Raw genomic sequence first — 20214 nt, 5'->3', positions numbered from 1 at the left:
GTCTCAAATTTCGAGTAACGGATTGAAAACAGATTCAAAACGTTTATTCAAAGATCAATTCGCAAAGTACGGTGTAATGACGGGCGGTGTTTTAGTCCTTTGTGCACTACTTTTGATTTTCTTTTATTTATTGTACGTGGTGAAACCCGTATTTAATGCAGCTCATATTGAACCTCGCAGTTCAGTTAGCACTATGGCTAATAAATACGTCGCCGTTGGGATAGAAGAACAAACCGAAATTGCGTTTGGCTTAACTGACAAAGGTATGGTTGACTTTTATAACGTCAAAGGTTCGGGCACAGGTAAGCTAATTACTAGCGTTGATGCCAACATCGATGACAATATAATCGCATTTTCCTCAAGTGCGCCTCATCAAGGACAATATGCATATCTAAACGAACACGGTGAAATTACTGTAATCAAACCGTCATTTAGAGTGGCGTTTCCTAATGATGTACGCACGTTAACTCCGGTTATTACTTACCCTTTTGGTGAGCAACCTACACCGGCGCTAGACCTCCCAGCAGGAGAAGCGAGAAATATTTTATCTCGCGGTGAAAAGACCAACTTTGCTTTTGCAACTGACGAAAACGCCATTGGCATCGTTTACAAAACAGCCAATGATGACGTTATCTTCTCACGTTTAGAAAGTGAAGAAGATATGTTCACTGACGAACTCAGCTGGACGTCTTATCAATCGGATTTAAACTTTGTTACAGGAACAATACAACAGCTTCTAATTTCCCCAGATGCATCAAGGCTCTTTGTTGTCACCGACAAACATATCTATGTCGCAAATAGCCGAGATGGTGAAGATGTTCAATTGTTGTATACAGTTGATGTTGGCAGAAACGCCGCGACAATTACTACAGCAAAGTTACTGGCCGGCGCAAACTCCCTGATGGTTGGCTACAGTGATGGTTACATTGGTCAGTGGTTTGAAACAAATAGTGCGGATGGACGAGCGTTTATTCAATCTCGTCATTTCCAAATGGCAGTAGACACCGAAGATAAAGCAGTTGTTGCTATTTACCCTGAATTTTATCGCAGAACATTTACCGCGGTAACTAAAAGCGGTGAAGCAAATATATTCCATACCACTTCTGAAGCGGAATTATGGCAAGGGCAATTAGTGGACCAGGCAATTCTCGATTTTGAATTTTCGCCGCGCTCTAACGCCATTGTGATTTATTCTGCAAAAGGCTTGAGTGTGTTTAAAATTGAAAACGAACACCCTGAAGTTAGTTGGTCGGGACTATGGCAAGAAGTATGGTACGAAGGTTACCCAGAAGCCGACTACATTTGGCAATCATCTTCTGCAAGTGACGATTTTGAATCTAAATTTAGCCTAGTACCAATTTCGTTTGGCACCCTAAAAGCAGCGATGTATGCAATGATGTTCGCCGTACCAATTGGTTTAGCGGCAGCGGTTTACACCGCATACTTTATGGCCCCAAGCGTTCGTAAGATAGTAAAACCAACGGTTGAAATTATGGAAGCATTACCAACGGTTATCTTAGGATTTTTAGCTGGCCTATGGCTTGCCCCCGTCATCGAAGAACATCTTCCTGGTGTTGTATTGTTACTCATATTGTTGCCACTTTCGGTTTTTATAACTGCATTTATTTGGCACAACTTACCGACTAAAGTACGTAATAAAGTACCTGCCGGATGGGATTCAATTATTTTACTACCTATTGTTGTTATTGTTGGCTGGACATCGTTTGCGTTAAGTCCGCTAGTTGAACTGTGGTTATTTAATGGTAATACACGTCTCTTTATCACCAACGACTTAGGCATAACATTCGACCAACGAAACTCGTTAATTGTTGGAATCGCAATGGGCTTTGCAGTTATCCCAACCATATTCTCAATTGCGGAAGATGCGGTATTTAGTGTACCAAAAACCTTATCATCTGGTTCATTAGCACTAGGCGCAACGCAGTGGCAAACCTTAGTAAAAGTAGTTTTGTTAACAGCAAGCCCAGGTATCTTTTCTGCTGTAATGATGGGGCTAGGCCGCGCAGTTGGCGAAACAATGATTGTATTGATGGCCACAGGTAACACACCAATTATGGACTGGAGCATATTTGAAGGAATGCGCACATTGTCAGCAAATATCGCTGTTGAGATGCCAGAGTCGGAAGTCGGCAGTTCGCACTACCGTATCTTGTTCTTAGCCGCCTTTGTATTGTTTATATTCACCTTCTTTTTTAACACGATTGCGGAATTCGTTCGCCAACGTTTACGTGAAAAGTACAGCTCACTTTAATGCGCACCTACTTAAGATTTTGGAGAATTTAGAATGAAGTCATGGTTTAAATCAGGTGCCCCTTGGATCTGGATGACAGCTGGTGCAGTTAGCATCAGCTTGATATCTGTAATCGGGTTACTATTATTAATTGCAAGTCGCGGCCTTTCGTATTTTTGGCCGTCAGATATTTATCAGTTTGGCGTGAATACCCAAACGGGTCAAAGCTACACTGTTATCGGTGAAATATATGACCGCGAATTAGTTCCAACACAACGCCTTATCGAAGCTGGGATCAAGTTTGATAACATTCAAGGCGAGGAAGTTGAACGCCTATTAGTGAAAACCGGTAACCGCGAATTTGTTGAACTGGATTTTCAGTGGATATTAAGTCCTGAAATTACACAAAGCGACACACCTAGTGGTCTCGCTGTATTTGAACGCAGCAAAAATGGTAACTTTTACGGTTTTGTTGAAGCGGTAATAGCCGACGGCAAACGTATCGTTGAAAACAAAGAAGCCGCATTAGAACAAGCTATTGAACGCGCTGTTGAACTCAATGATTTGGCATTAGATTTACAAAACGATGAAATCGGTGCAATAAACTACGAACTAGAACGACTTAGATTAAAACAACGAAAGTATGAATTAGAAGGCACATTAACCGCTGAAAAAGTTCAAGAGCTATATGACCGACGCGCCGAACTTAATTTGGAATATCGCGAATACGAAAAGCAACTATTTGCTTATCGTAACCAAGCGAAACGTGACGAAGTCATAGTAAAAGATATGCGCGGTGAATTAGTATCATTGCCAATGAACTACATCTTGGATGTCGCATTTCCAAACGACATGAACTTTTTTGGCAAGGTTGCACGATACGGAAAACAAATATCGAAATTTATATTTGATGACCCGCGTGAAGCCAATACCGAAGGTGGGGTGTTCCCAGCCATATTTGGTACGGTCTTTATGGTAATGTTAATGGCTGTTATTGTTACACCATTTGGGGTTATCGCTGCAATTTACCTTCATGAATATGCAGGGAACAGTGCAGTAACCAAAATCATCCGTATCGCGGTTATCAATTTGGCCGGTGTCCCATCTATTGTCTATGGTGTATTTGGTCTAGGGTTCTTCGTATATATGTTTGGTGGTTCACTCGACCAATTGTTTTACCCTGAAGCTTTGCCAGGACCTACGTTTGGCACCCCAGGTGTAATGTGGTCGGCACTAACATTAGCGATATTAACTTTACCTGTTGTTATTGTATCAACAGAAGAAGGCCTATCTCGTATTCCAGGTTCGTTACGTCAAGGTTCATTAGCATTAGGGGCAACAAAAGCAGAAACACTATGGCGTATCGTGATCCCTATGGCCAGCCCAGCAATTATGACGGGTCTGATCTTAGCCGTTGCCCGCGCAGCAGGTGAAGTCGCACCATTAATGTTAGTTGGTGTCGTGAAGATGGCACCTACCTTACCTGTCGACGGAAACTTTCCGTTTGTACACTTAGATCGCAAGTTTATGCACTTAGGTTTTCATATTTACGATGTGGGCTTCCAAAGTCCAAACGTAGAAGCCGCAAGGCCTTTGGTTTATGCAACATCGTTTTTATTAGTGACGGTTATCGTTGCGCTAAATATTACAGCGATTGGCATTCGTAACCATTTACGCGAAAAATATAAAGCGCTAGAGCACTAAACCGGTCACTAGCTAAATAGAATTTTAAAGATTAAAGAAAGTAAGAGAGTGTGAGATGATTTCTGTAGCACCAGATATGAGCAACAAAACGTCGTCAGTAATAGATTTAAACAACCTAAGAGATGAGCAGATTGCCCTTAGGATAAAAGAGTTAGATCTTTATTACGCAGAAAAACAAGCGTTAGAAAACATTACGATGAATATCCCAAAAGGCCAAGTGACTGCTTTTATCGGTCCATCTGGTTGCGGTAAATCAACATTACTTCGTTGTATTAATCGAATGAACGACTTAGTTGATACTTGTCGTATTGAAGGCGAAATATTATTACATAACCAAAACATCTACGATAAGTCAGTTGATGTTGCGTCACTTCGTCGTGCCGTAGGTATGGTATTTCAACGCCCTAACCCATTTCCAAAAACCATTTATGAAAATGTGGTTTACGGGCTCCGTTTACAAGGCATAAAAGACCGACGCATTTTAGATGAAGTAGTTGAACGTTCTCTTCGAAACGCAGCACTTTGGAATGAAGTGAAAGACCGCTTACACGACAGTGCACTAGGCCTATCTGGTGGTCAACAACAACGACTTGTGATTGCCCGAGCAATCGCCATTGAACCAGAAGTTTTGTTGCTCGATGAACCAACTTCAGCACTAGATCCAATTTCAACATTAACTATTGAAGAATTGATCACTGAGCTTAAAGACAAATACACTGTTGTTATTGTTACGCATAACATGCAACAAGCCGCTCGTGTTTCTGACCAAACCGCCTTTATGTATATGGGGCAACTAATCGAGCACGCCGATACAAATACGCTATTTACTACACCAAAAATGAAAAAGACTGAAGATTACATTACGGGTCGTTACGGTTAACAACCGGGTCTTAGTAGTAACAGGTTAAATAGCGACTTAGGGGGAAACATGGAATTAAATTTAAACAAACACATCTCAGGCCAATTTAATGAAGAATTGGAGCAGATCAGAAATGACGTATTAAAAATGGGCGGTCTTGTTGAACAGCAGTTAACCAATGCGTTAAATGCCGTTAACAATTCAGACCAAGCCTTAGCAAAACGTGTATTGGAAACCGATTATTTGATCAACCGGATGGAAGTTCAAATCGATCAGGAATGCACACGTATCATTGCCAAACGTCAACCAGCGGCGTCAGATTTACGTTTAGTACTTGCAATTGTCAAAACTATAACTGATTTAGAGCGCATTGGAGATGAAGCAGAACGAATTGCTAAAGTCGCATTGGAATCGTTTAATAAGACACAACAGGAGTTTTTGGTGTCGATGGACAACATGGGCCGCAAAGCGATCCATATGTTGAACCAAGTATTAGATGCATTTGCGCGAATGGACGTTGACGCGGCATTTGAAGTACATAAGTCAGATAAAATTTTGGACAAAGAGTACGAAGCTATTACACGCCAATTAATGACCTACATGATGGAAGATCCACGTTCTATTCCAAAGGTTATGGATGTCTTTTGGTCAGTGCGCTCGTTAGAACGCATTGGTGACCGATGCCAAAACATCTCTGAATACGTTATCTATTTTGTTAAAGGCACCGATGTACGCCATACTTCTGAAAAGGACATTCAAAATAACGTGCTTTCATAAATATTATGCGTAAGCTTGTCAACAGTAAAAAAACCGCTTAAATAAGCGGTTTTTTCACACCTGCGGCAATTTTATGGTTAAAATACCGCGCGAAGTCATTTCTGTCATAATAATGTAATAAAAGTGACATAAACTGCGTTCCGCTCAACCTAGGTCTATATTTTACAACTACACTATAGAACTAGGAATTTAGTTGTTGTGTTAACGCAGAATTTTACAACACAACAAATTTGCTGTTTACCAAATAAATAAAGGTATAAATATGGCCGCTCATTCAATATTAGGCGTATTTGCAAAGTCTCCTCTAAAACCTTTAGAAGAGCACATCAATCAGGTTCAAGAAGCAGTTGAACTATTGTTGCCATTTTTTGACGCTGTTTTTGCAGAAGATTGGCAAGAAGCCGCCAAGATCCGCGCTCAAATTTCCCACGCTGAAAAACAAGCCGACGTGCTAAAACGTGAAATACGTATGAATTTACCTCGTGGTTTATTCCTTCCTGTTGAACGTACAGACTTGTTAGAGTTAATTACCCAACAAGATAAAATTGCCAACCGCGCAAAAGATATTTCTGGTCGCTTCCTTGGCCGTGAGTTGACTATCCCATTGTCGATTCAAACTGAATTTAAAGCATTTATCCAACGTAATGTCGATGCTACCGAACAAGCACGTAAAGCTATCAACGAATTTGACGAGTTATTAGAAACTGGTTTCAGAGGACGTGAAGTTGAACTTGTTGCTCGTATTATCACTGAATTGGACAAAATCGAAGATGATACGGACACGATGCAGATCAATATCCGCATGGCTTATAAAAAGTTAGAAAACGAATTAAACCCGATTGATGTCATGGTGACCTATCGTATGCTCGAATGGATTGGTGATTTGGCAGATGTTGCCGAACGAGTTGGTTCACGCCTTGAGCTTATGCTCGCGCGATAATTAATGTTAATAAAAAAATAGTTAGGTATTTCAATGGACATTATTTCAACTTACGGCGTAATGCTGATCGTTCTTGCGGCAGTAGTCGGTTTTTTCATGGCCTGGGGTATTGGTGCAAATGACGTTGCCAATGCAATGGGAACATCAGTTGGCTCTAAAGCGCTAACAATTAAACAAGCCATCATAATTGCGATGATCTTTGAATTTGCTGGTGCTTATTTAGCAGGTGGGGAAGTAACTTCTACCATCCGTAAAGGCATTATCGATTCTACTCCTTTTATCGCCAACCCTGAATATCTTGTAATTGGTATGATTTCGGCACTATTTGCCGCTGCTATATGGCTAGCTGTTGCGTCATACTTAGGTTGGCCTGTATCAACGACCCATTCAATTGTCGGAGCCATTGTTGGTTTTGCGGCTGTTGGTGTTGGTGTTGATGCCGTTAATTGGGCAAAAGTTGGTGGCATAGTCGGCAGTTGGATTGTAACCCCCGCCCTCTCCGGAACCTTAGCCTACTTTATATTTATGTCGGCACAGCGGCTGATCTTTGATACTAAAGATCCTTTAGCTAATGCCAAAAAGTACGTTCCGTTTTATATGTTTCTTGCTGGATTTGTTATGGCCTTGGTCACGATCAAAAAAGGTCTTAAACATGTCATGAAATCAGGCGAGTTTTCAATTTCAACCACTGAGTCTTATGTTTATGCGATTATCATCGGTATTGCTATTGCATTGATTGGTAAGTACTTCATAAGCAAAATTGAGATTGACCCTAAAGCTGACAAAGAAATGCATTTCAACAATGTTGAAAAAATATTTGCAGTGTTGATGGTTGTTACCGCATGTTGTATGGCATTTGCCCACGGTTCGAATGACGTTGCTAACGCAATTGGTCCTTTGGCTGCGGTTGTGTCTATTGTACAAAATGATGGTGAAATCGCTGCTAAAGCTGCACTTGCTTGGTGGATATTACCACTTGGTGGATTTGGTATCGTTGCAGGTTTAGCCCTTTTCGGTCATCGTGTAATTGCGACAATTGGTAATGGCATTACGCATTTAACCCCTAGTCGTGGTTTTGCTGCTGAACTTGCCGCAGCATCAACCGTTATTATCGCTTCAGGTACAGGCTTGCCAATTTCAACAACACAAACCTTAGTAGGGGCCGTGTTAGGTGTAGGTCTTGCTCGTGGTATCGCTGCGTTAAATATGGGTGTTGTACGTAACATCGTGATTTCGTGGGTAATTACCCTACCAATCGGCGCCGGAATATCGATTGTTATGTTCTTCATTCTAAAAGCTGTCTTTGGGGTAGCTTAATAGCCCTTTGATGTATTTTAAATGAATGCATATTTCGTCCGTTTGTTTTTATTATCATAAACAAACGGACATAAAAAAAGCCGCTTTATAAGCGGCTTTTTTATATCTAAAATTTACGCTAAATATGAAGCGTGTTTACTCTTAGTATTTATGCTGCTTCAGCGGCTGCTAATACTTTAGCTTGGCGTTGGATCAGGTTGGTTACTTGATGCATAGAGCCTAAATGAGCAAAAATCGGTCCAAGGAAACCACGGTTACGGATCTCTAAGAAGTCTTCATCAGACAACGCATTCAGTTTCTTTTCATCAACAATATTTAAGCCGTTTAATACGTATTCTTTACCTTGAACTTTAACACTGATGTTCTGTGCGCTAAGTAGGTCGTGTTTAACAAGAAGTTCAACAAACGCTTTTGTCATTTGCTCATTCTCTACGTAGCTCATTAAAGACGCTTTACGTTTGTCTAAATACTCAGACTCTGAACCATCTTCGTTAAACAAAGCGTCACCTTCAGAATCGCTCACAACTTCGCTGTCGACGTCGATTGCAATACCGTATAGATTCTTATCATCTGGGTTAGGGATAACGCTAAATGGTTTATGAGTGTAACGTGCAGGCATGTACATGCCATCCCATTTGTTTTCTTCGCTAACAAACAAGTTTTTACCTTGTTCTAATCCCAAAATGGCGACCGGAAAGAAACTTTCGCTTTTATCTTTAACAAATGCAATCGGGTATTGATTACCAGCAAGTGCAAACTCTTGAACAACAACACCTAGTGCATGTTGTCCCGCAAGATCTTCAACATTAGAAATTGTTTTGATTTTGACATTCTTGTGCGTTTCTTTATTTAACGGCTGAAAATTAGTTGCCATTGTTATTCTCCTTGGGTTCCGAGGCCTTTAAGACCCTTTATTATGTGTCCAATTTAACATCGGTACAACCAGCGGCACAGAAAAGGTGTAGGCCAGTCTCAATCGTTTCTACTTTTAACGGTTTTTTACATTTGAGACAAGGTACAGACTTTCCAGCCAATACTTGTTTAATCATGTTCTTTTGCTGATGAAATGAATCAGATGACGATTTGTTAATACCGGAAAAGTCCATGATGTTTAAATTCGACTATTTATGTTTGTAAACTACATGTGGACAATATCCACAAATAAAAGGGGGAAACAACTAAAAGATTGAAATAATCGAACAGGCGAATGAAAATCCACCGTAGTTAGGCAATATTGTAAGGACTTTTGGTATTTATATACCCATTTGTGATAACCGGTCGATTATTTCTCTCGTCAACCGTTCTAGAGTTGGGTGCTCAACAGCAAACTGTGTCTCCATTGCCAACAGTTGTTCTGTTAGCGACTCTTCGGCTTTAAGTTCGTTAGACTTAATCATTTGATGCATCTGTGCATCTAATTCTCGCGCCTGTTCCAATAATGCATCGTCCACATTTGGCATCGTTTCTAACGCCGTATGTAATTCAACGACCGAATCCAACAATTGTCTTGATTGCATATCTTTCTCCAGTTTTCTCACTCTTCAAATATAGTTGAGGTGTTAAAAATAGCAAAGTTGCAAGGAATTCAATTGGCGCAGATATCAACAACTAACTGAGTTTTACTTTTGGCTGATCAGTAGGCACAAAAAAGCCGCTTTACGCGGCTTTTGAAGATTTAGCTATTGTTTGTCAATCTACAATTAGAAAGATTTACCAAGGCTAAATACTAATGATTCATTATCATCAAGGTCTGAACCAGAAACGATAAGAGAAACACCTAGGTCAAATTCGCCTACAGTTGTTCCGTAACCCGCTTCAACATAACTACCTTCCCAATCGCCGCCAAATACGCCAACTGTTCCGTATACGCCGTTATCAGCAGAGTACGTAGCACCTAAGAATGTGTAGCTTGCGTCGCCATCGTCAGCACCGTCTTCGTGAGTACCAAATGTTAATTCAACGCTTAATGCGCCTTTACCAGCTGATAAGTTTAATTCGTTGTAAGACGTGTCAAAATCACCAGTGTATTGGTAAGTTGTAACACCAACACTTAATGCAAAACCGCTTTCAGTTTCAAGACCGTATGCACCGTAAAGGTCAATTTCAAGTCCGTCAAAAACGTCTGCAGCCCAAACACCAGCTGACAAGTTGCCTTTTTCATAATCGATACCAGCGCTACCAGAACCGAATGCTGTTTGTTGTACACCACGGAAGTGATACTGAGAAACATATCCTGCGTTTGCAGACCATTCAGCCTGTGCTGCTACTGGTGCAAGGATTGTTGCGCTTAATAATGCTGTTAAAAGTGTTTTTTTCATGTGAAAGTTCCCTAGATTTTTGTATTTTATAAATATAATTATTATTGATTTGTGGTTTACTAGGTTAATTCAACTACCAAGCCAACTTTTAACACATTGTTTTTATTGAGTATTTTTTATACTCATTTAAAAAAAAGCGATTATATCCCTATTATGGTGCGAACAAATTCACCATTTAAGGGCGGTTTTATCAGTTATTAAGAGATATATATGAAAAATTCAGCGGTTATTGCCCCATCTATTTTGTCAGCCGATTTTGCCAAACTTGGTGCTGAGGTTGATGAAGTGCTTACAGCCGGTTGCCAATGGGTGCATTTTGATGTGATGGATAATCATTACGTTCCAAACCTGACATTCGGTCCAATGATATGTAAAGCGTTAAAAGACTACGGTATTACAGCCCCAATCGATGTGCATCTTATGGTTGAACCTGTTGATGAGATGATTAAATCGTTTGCCGCTGCAGGTGCCGATTATATTAGTTTTCATCCAGAGGCAACAAAACATCTTCATCGCTCGGTTCACCTTGTAAAAGAGTTAGGGTGTAAAGTTGGCCTTGTATTAAACCCTGCAACCCCAATTAATTTGATTAAAGATGTATTGGAGGATCTCGACATCATCCTAATTATGTCGGTTAATCCAGGATTTGGTGGGCAAAGCTTTATTCCAAAAACACTAGATAAAATCCGTGCGGTGCGTCGTTTGATTGACGAACATAATTTAGATATCAGGCTGTCTGTTGATGGCGGCGTTAAGCCAGACAACATTAAGCAAATCTTCGATGCAGGGGCAGATACTTTTGTCATGGGCTCGGCGATATTTGCAAGTGAAGATCGGGCAGCCACAATTAAACAGACTTTAGCGCAGGTTAACTAATTTAAAATTAACCATGCCCAAAATTTGCAAAGACAATCTGACGGTCAACTTTACACTTTAAAGATAGTCGATTACCTAAGTGGGTAATTATTGTAAAAATCAGCCTAAGTCGATTGCACCAATAAAAATAGCCGCTACAATAGCGGCTTCCAGCAAGTTTCGACACTTTTACTCTGACAGGACAGTTATGACACAATCAGTTTTAAGCGGTATCCAGCCAACGGGCGGTATGACAATAGGTAACTATATCGGCGCAATCAACCAATGGCGTACGTTACAAAACGATCATGATTGTTATTTTATGCTGGTTGATATGCACGCGATTACTATTCGCCAAGAACCAGACGTACTGAAAAGTCGTGTCTTAGACGGTATTGCCTTGTACGCTGCCTGCGGAATTGACCCAGATCGTTCTTCGTTATTTGTGCAATCACATGTAAAAGAACATGCACAACTTGCTTGGGTACTAAATTGTTACGCCCAAATGGGTGAGTTAAATCGCATGACTCAGTTTAAAGACAAGTCGTCAAAACATAACAACAATATCAATGTTGGTTTGTTTAGCTATCCTGTTTTACAAGCAGCTGACATCTTGTTATATCAGGCTGACAAAGTGCCTGTAGGTGAAGACCAAAAGCAACATTTGGAACTGACTCGCGATATCGCAACGCGATTCAACAATGTTTATGGCGACGTATTTACCGTTCCAGAACCGTATATCCCAGAGTTTGGTGCACGTGTAATGAGTCTACAAGACCCGACGAAAAAAATGTCGAAGTCCGATGACAACCCAAATGGCTACATCATGTTGCTAGATGAACCTAAGAAAATTGAGAAAAAGCTCAAAAAATCGGTTACTGATTCTGACGAGCAAGCCCGTATCTATTTTGACACCGCTGAGAAACCTGGCGTTTCAAATCTCTTAACCTTGTTAAGCGTTGCAACTAATCAGTCAATAGCAGATTTAGTACCTCAATATGAAGACAAAATGTATGGGCACTTGAAAAAAGATACCGCCGACGCAGTTGTTTCAATGTTAGAGCCAATTCAAGCGCGATTTAAAGAAATCCGAGGCGACCAAACTTTATTGAACGACATAATGAAAAAAGGGGCAGACAAAGCATCTGTTAAAGCTGAGAAAACACTCACAGCAGTTTACGATGCAATCGGTTTTATCCCGCGTCCATAAAGATTAAAGGCGGCAAAGGCAATTAGCCTCGCCGCCTTATTTTCCTCAGCGAGCATTCCTCTATGTTGTTAATGATAGATAACTACGACTCTTTTACGTATACGTTAGTGCAATATTTTCAATCGCTAGATCAAGACGTAAAAGTGGTTCGCAACGACGAACTTTCTATCGCTGCAATAAAGTCATTAAATCCCGAACATATAGTAATTTCGCCAGGCCCCTGCTCTCCGAATGAAGCAGGTTTGTCACTTGAGATCATAAAGCAGTTTTATCAAACCACGCCTATTTTTGGGGTTTGCTTAGGTCACCAAAGCATAGCGCAGGCTTTTGGAGCAGACGTCATTAAAGCTAAAAAAGTAATGCATGGTAAAACCAGCTTAATTACGCATTCAGAAAATGGCTTGTTTAGTCGTGCAGAAAATCCATTACAAGTAACACGATATCACTCACTGATTGTTGATCATAATACGCTACCGGACTTTATCCAGCCTACCGCTTGGGGATTGGAAAAAAATAATGTAAAAGATGAATTGATGGCGTTGCAGTTAAAAGATTATCCCGTTGCTGGGGTACAATTTCATCCTGAATCTGTGTTAACGCATCAAGGTATGTTAATTCTAGACAATTTTTTGAAATTCTAGCTACAATACTAAATTGCAAAAAAACAACCTTAAATCATAGTGTAACAGTCAGTGTAACAGTCAGGGCAGCAGTAAAGTTATGAGCGTATCGCAGCAGGAAAAAACCACATCATTTATCCAGTCTCGATTTTTTGATCTTATGTTGTCAGAAAAAATCGCTTTAACCCGTTTGGGTGTTTATGCCGACAGAAAACAATTGGGTACTGCTCGTGAGTTACTGCACATTGAAGAGAAAGCGCTTGAACGTAAGGTGAAACAACAAGCCACTGAAACAGAATTCAAAGAATATGTGAACGAATACTTCCACGAAGCCCTATTCGAATATTTAGACGTATACTCAAATGATAAGAACTATTTATTCTCCCAAATATTAACTATTGACCCAAATATCCCTGATGTTTTAGACGCCTGCGTAAAAAGGGCCACGACGGCGACGCAGTTGGATACCTTAATATCAAAAGTCACATTCTTAACTCGTGACATTTTAAAAATGGTAAATAACCCGCCCTTCCGAGCAGAAAACTCAAACAAGGCGCATGTGGATAAAATTGGCTTAGCCGTGAGATATATTGGTGTTGATAATGTCAGGTTTGCGCTATTAAGTTACATTGGTAAAAATTGGCTGCCACACAGCACAGAGCCTTATAACGATTTTAAAGAAAAGTTTTGGCAATATTCTATCGCAACGGCCAATTGTGCCCGCACTTTGGCTAAATACTACAAAATAGATGAATCCGTCGCATTTTTGTTAGGGCTGCTCCATGGCATAGGTATGTCTATGTCGCTTCGACTCTATTTACGTGCCTTTGATACAGTGCGGGTAATACAAATGAAAGCGTTAACCAAAGCCAATCGCAAAGACATTGTCAAATTAGTCGACACATTAACGCTAGATAATAGCTTTGTTAGTGAAGCTTTACGACGATTTACCCCCACAGTTTCCCATCATGTTATTGAACGACTTGGACTCAAATTTGCGCCAATACTGCCAACAATGGAAGAGTTACGAGAGAACGTACCGTTTAAACAATCAAGTCCAATGACCCGGCTATTAAAACAATCACAAACATTTGTGCAGTACAAAATGCTGCAAAAATCGCGACTAATTGAGTTAGATGACGCTAAGGTTTTTTTGACTCAAGCAAATATCAATAACGACATTATTACCATTTTAAATAAAGTTGATTTGCTCAAGATTGACATTCGACCGCAAGAATAAGTCCTTTATTCGTCGTTTTCAGTCAGAAAATAAGATCCCGTGAAAATTATTTGTACTTTTTTTTCTGACATTCTATGCAACCGACATTTTGCATATTATTAAGTGGATCCAATTTGCGCTATAAATCCAGTCCGTGAATACATAAGGGAATAGTTTATACGTATTTAATTATTGGCAAACTTCGACTTGTGGGTAATTATTCACTTTTTCTTTATATATTCGTTTATTGCTTGATTTTAAAGGCGTTGCCACGATTTTGATGGCAAGACATATCAAAAAAATTCTGCAATAATCGATTCATATTCCTACTAATTAGACTAAATTTACTAGTCTACTGTTTTAATTGAGGTTGGCGACAATGAATATTACCCGCGATATTTTTGATGATGTAATGGTACCGAACTACGCACCTTCTGCTGTGATCCCAGTTCGAGGAAAAGGGTCGCGAGTTTGGGACCAAAAAGACAATGAGTACATCGATTTCGCCGGTGGCATTGCTGTTAACTGTTTAGGTCATTGCCATCCAGCATTAGTAGAAGCGCTAAATGAGCAAGGCCAAAAAATATGGCATTTGAGCAATGTTATGACCAACGAACCGGCTTTACGTTTAGCCAAAAAATTGGTTGATGCCACATTCGCTGACAAAGTATATTTCGCCAACTCTGGTGCAGAAGCAAATGAAGCGGCGTTAAAACTTGCTCGTCGTTGGGCTCTGGAAAACTTTGGTGAGCAAAAATCACAAATCATTTCATTCAAGCAAGGTTTCCACGGTAGAACATTCTTCACGGTAACGGTTGGCGGCCAAGCAGCTTATTCTGATGGCTTTGGGCCAAAACCTGGTGCAATCGAACATGCGATATACAACGACCTTGCCAGCTTAGAAGCATTAATTTCTGACAATACATGTGCCGTAATGCTAGAACCGATTCAAGGTGAAGGCGGAATAATTGCCCCTACTGATGAGTTTATCAAAGGCGTTCGTGCACTATGTGATAAACACAATGCATTGATGATCTTCGACGAAGTGCAATCTGGCGTTGGCCGTACTGGTCATTTATATGCCTACATGGGCCTGGGTGTTACACCTGATATTCTGACAACCGCAAAAGCACTTGGTGGCGGTTTCCCAATTGGTGCCATGTTAACGACGACAGACATTGCAAAACATCTGAAAGTGGGTACACACGGTTCAACCTATGGTGGTAACCCGCTCGCTTGTGCCGTTGCTGAAGCTGCATTTGATACCGTAAATACACCTGAGGTGCTATCCGGTGTTGCACAAAGAGAAGCCTTGTTTAAAACAAAGCTTGCTGAAATTAATGCCAAGCACAATGTTTTTAGTGATATTCGTGGTCTTGGTTTATTGGTTGGTGCTGAATTAAACGAAACATATACAGGCCGCGCTAAAGACTTTTTGAATGCCTCTATGGAACAAGGTCTTATGACACTTGTTGCTGGCGCCAGTGTTATTCGTTTTGCACCATCTCTTGTCATTCCATTAGCTGACATAGAAGCCGGTTTAGAACGATTTGAAAAAGCTGTCGCAGCAATCGTAAACGCTTAATATCACACAAATTATACCTATCTTAAAGGCACCAACTGGTGCCTTTGTTAAAGAGGATGACGCATGTTTGTAATTCGTCCAATTGAAAAAAATGACTATTCTGAGTTGCTCAAAATCGCGGAAGAGTCTGGCCATGGATTTACATCATTACCTGTTAATGGTGAATTACTGGCCTCTAAAATTCAACGCGCGGAAACCGCTTTTAACTCTGATGAATCAGAGATCCCAACCGAACAAGGCTACTTGTTTGTTATGGAAGACGTCGAAACTGGCGCGATCATGGGAACCAGCGGAATAGAAGGTGCGGTTGGACTCGACGACGCTTTTTATCACTACCATTTAAGTAAAGTGGTTCATAACAGTCGCGAATTAAACATTTATAAATCAGCCGAAATTTTAACGCTGTGTAATGATTACACTGGCGCAACTGAGTTATGCACGCTGTTTCTTCGCGATGACCATCGGAAAAGCATTAATGGTCGCGCATTAAGTAAGTTTAGATTTTTATTTATTGCCGAACACAGACGTCGTTTCGCCAATACAGTAATTGCCGAAATGCGCGGGGTTTCTGACGACGATGGCAAATCACCTTTTTGGCAATGGTTAGAAGATCATTTTTTCTCTATCGATTTTCCTACCGCCGATTACTTAACAGGTATAGGTCAAAAAGTCTTTATCGCAGAACTTATGCCTAAATACCCTGTGTATGTAAACTTGCTATCGAAAGAAGCACAAAAAGTCATCGGTAAAGTACACAATAAAACCCAACCAGCACTTCGATTATTAAAGTCTGAAGGTTTCAGCTGGAAACGTTACGTCGATATCTTTGATGCTGGGCCTACGGTTGAAGCTGACGTGAGTCAAATTAGAACCGTTCGTGATAGTGACAACTACACGGTCGAAATATCTGAACAAGCAAGCGGCACTGAATTTATAATTGTCGCTAACCTAGCGGTCAAAAACTTTAGAGCAACAGCGTTAAAAACAACGTTAGATCATAAAAATTTAGTGATCCAGTTGCCGGCTAAAGTCGCCGCTAATTTACACGTGGCGGCCGGTGACAAGGTCCGTGCGTCAAAACTGATATAGAGTAAATATTATGACTAAAAGTGAAAATCTGTTTATCAACGGACAATTTATTAACGGCCAATGGCTAGCGGGCGAAGGCGAAGCATTTGAGTCTTTAAATCCAGCAACAGATGAGCCAATTTGGGCTGCCCAAAGCGCTTCCCCAGCGCAGGTAAATAGTGCGGTTGTTGCTGCTAGAGCGGCATTTTATCCTTGGGCTGATCTAACAGTTGAAGCGCGTCTTGAAATCGTTAAACGTTTCGCTGAACTGCTTGGTGAATACAAAGATAAAATCGCCTACGCTATTGCAATGGAAACTGGCAAACCACTTTGGGAAACAAAAACTGAAGTAGGCGCGATGATTGGCAAAGTCGCAATTTCTGAAAAAGCGTACTTTGAACGTACTGGCACAAAAGAAAACCCAATGCCACAGGGCAAAGCCATATTACGTCACCGTCCACACGGCGTAGTAGCGGTTTATGGCCCTTACAATTTCCCAGGACATTTACCAAATGGACACATAGTTCCTGCGTTAATCGCCGGTAATACGATTGTGTTTAAACCAAGTGAACTGACACCAATGGTTGCTCAGATCATGGTAGAGCTATGGCAAAAAGCAGGATTACCAAACGGCGTACTAAACCTTGTACAAGGTGAAGTTGAAACCGGTAAAGCACTAGCAAGTCATCCGCAAATTGACGGACTGTTTTTTACAGGTAGTTCAAATACCGGTCACGTATTGCATCAACAATATGCTGCACAACCAGGTAAAATTCTGGCATTAGAAATGGGTGGCAATAACCCACTAATCGTAACGGAAGCTGAAAACACAGAAGCCGTTGTGCACGATATAATTCAGTCGGCATTCATTTCTAGCGGTCAACGCTGTACGTGTGCCAGAAAACTATTGTTACCTGAAGGCCCTGAAGGTGATGCGATATTAGCCAAATTAATTGACGCGACAAAAGCGATAGTTGTTGGCGATTCTCTCGTAGAAGGCAATGAAACACCATTTATGGGATCGATGATATCGGTGCAAGCTGCAGAAGGCATGGTTGAAGCTCAAAATCAATTAGTTGAACTTGGCGGCGAAATTTTAGTTGAGTTAACTCACTTAAAAGAAGAAACCGGATTTGTTTCTCCTGGGATTATTGAATGTACTAATATCGCAAACTTCCCAGATGTTGAACACTTTGGTCCTTTACTGAAAGTCTTCCGTTTCTCAGATTTTGATCAAGCAATCGAGATTGCAAACAATACAACATACGGCCTATCTGCTGGCTTACTTAGTGACAATGAACATTTATACCAACGTTTCCTAAGTCGTATTAGAGCCGGTATCGTTAACTGGAATAGACCAATTACTGGCGCGAGCAGTGCAGCGCCGTTTGGTGGTGTAGGCCAAAGTGGTAATCACCGTGCAAGCGCTTATTACGCGGCTGACTACTGTGCTTACCCAGTCGCCTCTGTTGAACTAGATAAAGTCGAATTACCCGCCACATTAAGCCCAGGTATTACGATCTAATCTAAACAACCTATTAGAAAAACCTCTTAGTTATAAGAGGTTTTTTTTGGCCCATTACTTAGCGCGTTTTTAGTGAAAAATAACATTGCCGTTGATCAGCTTCAAAAATACACTAATAACCGCAACTAATTTTGAATACTGACCAATTAAGAGTTAAATTAAGGCACATTAACAAAGCGCATATTGAAACCGACTTTCAACAAGCGTTACCTAACCAAATATTAAATGTGATGAGGGCAAAATGGTTATCGACAAACCCGCTTACGTAGAATTAATCGATTATCTGACATCCAACTTAGATGTGTTTCGCCACGGTACGGCTTCTGAACAGTCGAGCAATAAAATAATTGAAGACCTCGTCGAACAGGAAATTGGCAACCAGATTATCATTCTTTGTACGCAACACGACGAACTTGAAACAAACCACCGCTCGATAATTGTTCGAGAAGTTGATGGTATTGTGTATGACATTCAGCAAGTTCTTGGTGTTTTTTGGGGTCAAAAAGCAACAGATGAGCAAAAAGAGTTTCTCGAAGAGTTTGTTGGGCTAATTAAAAATGTATTTGATACAGCAATTGCCAACCTGCTCGATTAGGTTTTTCAATTAACCACCCCTATTAACAAATCAAAGAAGTAAATAAAATGAAAGCAACGGTAAAATGGTTAGACGCGATGACATTTGTAGGCCACTCAGAAACTGGCCACAAAATTGTTATGGATGGCGATCGAGAAGGTGGCGCCCCCACGCCAATGGAAATGGTACTAATGTCCGCAGGAACCTGCAGTGCTATTGACGTTGTGGGTATCTTAGAAAAAGCACGTCAAAAAATTGTGGATGTCGAAGTCGAACTTAGTGGCGAACGCGCCGACAGTATTCCTAAAGTTTTCACTTCTATTCATTTGAATTTTGTCGTTACCGGACATGACATTCAGGCAAAACATGTTGAACGTGCCGTTAGCTTATCTGCAGAAAAATATTGCTCTGTTGCCAAAATGTTAGAAAACACAGCAACCATAACCCACAGTTTTGAAATTAAAGCCGCTTAGTCCTCAACACTTTTTGATATAAGGGCGGGCGATTAACTACTTTAAAAATTATTGTCTAAAATAGTAAAACACCATTATCATACGCAAAATTTTTAAGAGGGTGCTGCGTTGAACAGTAAAATTAAACTACACGGCTTTAATAACCTAACCAAAAGCCTAGGGTTTTGCATATATGACGTGTGTTATGCAAAAACAGAATTGCAACGTAAAGAATATATCGAGTATATCGATGAACAATACAATGCAGACCGTTTGACCGATATTTTGACCGAAGTTTGCGACATTATTGGTGCAAACATCTTAAACATTGCGCGCCAAGACTATGAACCACAAGGTGCTTCAGTAACGATTTTAGTAAGCGAAGAAGAAATAAAATCGCCTGACGAAGTCGACCAAACTGAAACACCGGGTCCGGTTCCAGATGTACCAGAGGTAATTGCTGCGCACTTAGATAAAAGTCATATCTGTGTTCATACCTACCCTGAGATTCATCCACACGATGGTATTTGTACATTTCGAGCCGATATTGAAGTGTCTACTTGTGGGGTCATTTCACCACTTAAAGCGTTAAACTACTTAATCCATGCGTTAGAATCAGACATTGTTACGTTAGATTATCGTGTACGCGGGTTTACACGAGATACCGACGGCCGAAAACACTATATTGATCACAATATAAACTCTATCCAAAACTTCATCGGTGATGACATTTTAGAGCTTTATGAAATGATCGACGTGAATGTGTATCAGGAAAATATGTTCCACACCAAAATGATGATCAAAGATAATGATCTGAACAACTATTTGTTTGGGATCACTAAAGCTGATTTGGAAAAAGACGAAGAAGATGAAATCCGACTAAAACTGCGAAAAGAAATGCAGGAAATTTTCTACGGTAGAAACATGCCTGACTAGGTGT

The 20214-nt window shown here is 40.5% G+C and carries 19 protein-coding genes; 16 read left to right on the top strand and 3 right to left on the bottom strand.

The window, feature by feature from the left end; genetic code table 11:
- Nucleotides 1-7 precede the first annotated feature (7 nt).
- The 6 genes from KO525_RS18175 to KO525_RS18150 all read left to right on the top strand — a co-directional run bounded on the left by KO525_RS18175 (nucleotide 8) and on the right by KO525_RS18150 (nucleotide 7848).
- On the top strand, nucleotides 8-2272 hold the full coding sequence (locus KO525_RS18175) for an ABC transporter permease subunit (protein WP_371744440.1): 2265 nt from the start codon (nucleotides 8-10) through the stop codon (nucleotides 2270-2272).
- Nucleotides 2273-2305: 33 nt separating this feature from the next.
- On the top strand, nucleotides 2306-3955 hold the full coding sequence (pstA, locus tag KO525_RS18170; protein WP_215965256.1) for a phosphate ABC transporter permease PstA: 1650 nt from the start codon (nucleotides 2306-2308) through the stop codon (nucleotides 3953-3955).
- A 55-nt stretch (nucleotides 3956-4010) separates the two neighbouring features.
- Nucleotides 4011-4835, top strand: a complete 825-nt coding sequence (gene pstB, locus KO525_RS18165; protein WP_215965255.1) for a phosphate ABC transporter ATP-binding protein PstB — start codon at nucleotides 4011-4013, stop codon at nucleotides 4833-4835.
- A 48-nt stretch (nucleotides 4836-4883) separates the two neighbouring features.
- Complete coding sequence (gene phoU / locus KO525_RS18160; protein WP_215965254.1) at nucleotides 4884-5591, top strand: phosphate signaling complex protein PhoU; 708 nt, start codon at nucleotides 4884-4886, stop codon at nucleotides 5589-5591.
- A 262-nt stretch (nucleotides 5592-5853) separates the two neighbouring features.
- Complete coding sequence (locus KO525_RS18155; RefSeq protein ID WP_215965253.1) at nucleotides 5854-6531, top strand: TIGR00153 family protein; 678 nt, start codon at nucleotides 5854-5856, stop codon at nucleotides 6529-6531.
- 33 nt (nucleotides 6532-6564) lie between these two features.
- Nucleotides 6565-7848, top strand: a complete 1284-nt coding sequence (locus tag KO525_RS18150; protein WP_215965252.1) for an inorganic phosphate transporter — start codon at nucleotides 6565-6567, stop codon at nucleotides 7846-7848.
- Nucleotides 7849-7996: 148 nt separating this feature from the next.
- On the opposite strand, the gene KO525_RS18145 is transcribed toward KO525_RS18150, so the two are convergent.
- The 3 genes from KO525_RS18145 to KO525_RS18135 all read right to left on the bottom strand — a co-directional run bounded on the left by KO525_RS18145 (nucleotide 7997) and on the right by KO525_RS18135 (nucleotide 10166).
- The gene (locus KO525_RS18145; RefSeq protein ID WP_215965251.1) at nucleotides 7997-8722 is read right to left on the bottom strand and encodes a SapC family protein; all 726 of its coding nucleotides are present in this window, start codon (nucleotides 8720-8722) and stop codon (nucleotides 7997-7999) included.
- Between the two features lie 379 nt (nucleotides 8723-9101).
- Entirely contained in the window at nucleotides 9102-9365 is a 264-nt protein-coding gene (locus KO525_RS18140; protein WP_215965250.1) for a DUF4404 family protein, read from the bottom strand.
- Nucleotides 9366-9548: 183 nt separating this feature from the next.
- The gene (locus KO525_RS18135; protein WP_215965249.1) at nucleotides 9549-10166 is read right to left on the bottom strand and encodes a TorF family putative porin; all 618 of its coding nucleotides are present in this window, start codon (nucleotides 10164-10166) and stop codon (nucleotides 9549-9551) included.
- Between the two features lie 210 nt (nucleotides 10167-10376).
- On the opposite strand from KO525_RS18135, the gene rpe reads away from it, so the two are divergent.
- From rpe to speD, 10 genes are all read left to right on the top strand, one after another.
- Nucleotides 10377-11042 (top strand): ribulose-phosphate 3-epimerase, encoded by a 666-nt coding sequence (gene rpe, locus KO525_RS18130; RefSeq protein WP_215965248.1) that lies wholly within the window; start codon nucleotides 10377-10379, stop codon nucleotides 11040-11042.
- Nucleotides 11043-11229: 187 nt separating this feature from the next.
- Entirely contained in the window at nucleotides 11230-12231 is a 1002-nt protein-coding gene (gene trpS, locus KO525_RS18125; RefSeq protein ID WP_215965247.1) for a tryptophan--tRNA ligase, read from the top strand.
- A gap of 62 nt (nucleotides 12232-12293) precedes the next feature.
- Entirely contained in the window at nucleotides 12294-12872 is a 579-nt protein-coding gene (locus KO525_RS18120; RefSeq protein ID WP_215965246.1) for an aminodeoxychorismate/anthranilate synthase component II, read from the top strand.
- 79 nt (nucleotides 12873-12951) lie between these two features.
- Nucleotides 12952-14091: an HDOD domain-containing protein gene (locus KO525_RS18115; protein ID WP_215965245.1), complete on the top strand. Its 1140-nt coding sequence runs from the start codon at nucleotides 12952-12954 to the stop codon at nucleotides 14089-14091.
- Nucleotides 14092-14449: 358 nt separating this feature from the next.
- Nucleotides 14450-15655 (top strand): aspartate aminotransferase family protein, encoded by a 1206-nt coding sequence (locus tag KO525_RS18110; RefSeq protein WP_215965244.1) that lies wholly within the window; start codon nucleotides 14450-14452, stop codon nucleotides 15653-15655.
- Between the two features lie 63 nt (nucleotides 15656-15718).
- Nucleotides 15719-16744, top strand: a complete 1026-nt coding sequence (gene astA / locus KO525_RS18105; protein ID WP_215965243.1) for an arginine N-succinyltransferase — start codon at nucleotides 15719-15721, stop codon at nucleotides 16742-16744.
- Between the two features lie 10 nt (nucleotides 16745-16754).
- The gene (astD, locus tag KO525_RS18100) at nucleotides 16755-18248 is read left to right on the top strand and encodes a succinylglutamate-semialdehyde dehydrogenase (RefSeq protein WP_215965242.1); all 1494 of its coding nucleotides are present in this window, start codon (nucleotides 16755-16757) and stop codon (nucleotides 18246-18248) included.
- A 241-nt stretch (nucleotides 18249-18489) separates the two neighbouring features.
- Nucleotides 18490-18843 (top strand): DUF3802 family protein, encoded by a 354-nt coding sequence (locus tag KO525_RS18095; RefSeq protein WP_215965241.1) that lies wholly within the window; start codon nucleotides 18490-18492, stop codon nucleotides 18841-18843.
- Nucleotides 18844-18890: 47 nt separating this feature from the next.
- On the top strand, nucleotides 18891-19295 hold the full coding sequence (locus tag KO525_RS18090) for an OsmC family protein (protein WP_215965240.1): 405 nt from the start codon (nucleotides 18891-18893) through the stop codon (nucleotides 19293-19295).
- A 108-nt stretch (nucleotides 19296-19403) separates the two neighbouring features.
- A complete protein-coding gene (gene speD / locus KO525_RS18085) occupies nucleotides 19404-20210 on the top strand; it encodes an adenosylmethionine decarboxylase (protein ID WP_215965239.1) in 807 nt (268 codons plus the stop codon).
- Nucleotides 20211-20214 lie beyond the last annotated feature (4 nt).

Source organism: Psychrosphaera sp. B3R10 (assembly GCF_018861025.1).
GTDB classification, from domain to species: domain Bacteria; phylum Pseudomonadota; class Gammaproteobacteria; order Enterobacterales; family Alteromonadaceae; genus Psychrosphaera; species Psychrosphaera algicola.
The sequence above is the reverse complement of the archived record's forward strand: the minus strand, read 5'-3'. Positions and strand labels throughout refer to the sequence as shown.

What these genes read in the sequence shown, in the direction of transcription:
- pstA (WP_215965256.1), top strand. Translation starts at nt 2,306, where the DNA reads ATGAAGTCATGGTTTAAATCAGGTGCCCCTTGGATCTGGATGACAGCT.
- pstB (WP_215965255.1), top strand. Translation starts at nt 4,011, where the DNA reads ATGATTTCTGTAGCACCAGATATGAGCAACAAAACGTCGTCAGTAATA.
- phoU (WP_215965254.1), top strand. Translation starts at nt 4,884, where the DNA reads ATGGAATTAAATTTAAACAAACACATCTCAGGCCAATTTAATGAAGAA.
- KO525_RS18155 (WP_215965253.1), top strand. Translation starts at nt 5,854, where the DNA reads ATGGCCGCTCATTCAATATTAGGCGTATTTGCAAAGTCTCCTCTAAAA.
- KO525_RS18150 (WP_215965252.1), top strand. Translation starts at nt 6,565, where the DNA reads ATGGACATTATTTCAACTTACGGCGTAATGCTGATCGTTCTTGCGGCA.
- KO525_RS18145 (WP_215965251.1), bottom strand. Translation starts at nt 8,722, where the DNA reads ATGGCAACTAATTTTCAGCCGTTAAATAAAGAAACGCACAAGAATGTC.
- KO525_RS18140 (WP_215965250.1), bottom strand. Translation starts at nt 9,365, where the DNA reads ATGCAATCAAGACAATTGTTGGATTCGGTCGTTGAATTACATACGGCG.
- KO525_RS18135 (WP_215965249.1), bottom strand. Translation starts at nt 10,166, where the DNA reads ATGAAAAAAACACTTTTAACAGCATTATTAAGCGCAACAATCCTTGCA.
- rpe (WP_215965248.1), top strand. Translation starts at nt 10,377, where the DNA reads ATGAAAAATTCAGCGGTTATTGCCCCATCTATTTTGTCAGCCGATTTT.
- trpS (WP_215965247.1), top strand. Translation starts at nt 11,230, where the DNA reads ATGACACAATCAGTTTTAAGCGGTATCCAGCCAACGGGCGGTATGACA.
- KO525_RS18120 (WP_215965246.1), top strand. Translation starts at nt 12,294, where the DNA reads ATGTTGTTAATGATAGATAACTACGACTCTTTTACGTATACGTTAGTG.
- KO525_RS18115 (WP_215965245.1), top strand. Translation starts at nt 12,952, where the DNA reads ATGAGCGTATCGCAGCAGGAAAAAACCACATCATTTATCCAGTCTCGA.
- KO525_RS18110 (WP_215965244.1), top strand. Translation starts at nt 14,450, where the DNA reads ATGAATATTACCCGCGATATTTTTGATGATGTAATGGTACCGAACTAC.
- astA (WP_215965243.1), top strand. Translation starts at nt 15,719, where the DNA reads ATGTTTGTAATTCGTCCAATTGAAAAAAATGACTATTCTGAGTTGCTC.
- astD (WP_215965242.1), top strand. Translation starts at nt 16,755, where the DNA reads ATGACTAAAAGTGAAAATCTGTTTATCAACGGACAATTTATTAACGGC.
- KO525_RS18095 (WP_215965241.1), top strand. Translation starts at nt 18,490, where the DNA reads ATGGTTATCGACAAACCCGCTTACGTAGAATTAATCGATTATCTGACA.
- KO525_RS18090 (WP_215965240.1), top strand. Translation starts at nt 18,891, where the DNA reads ATGAAAGCAACGGTAAAATGGTTAGACGCGATGACATTTGTAGGCCAC.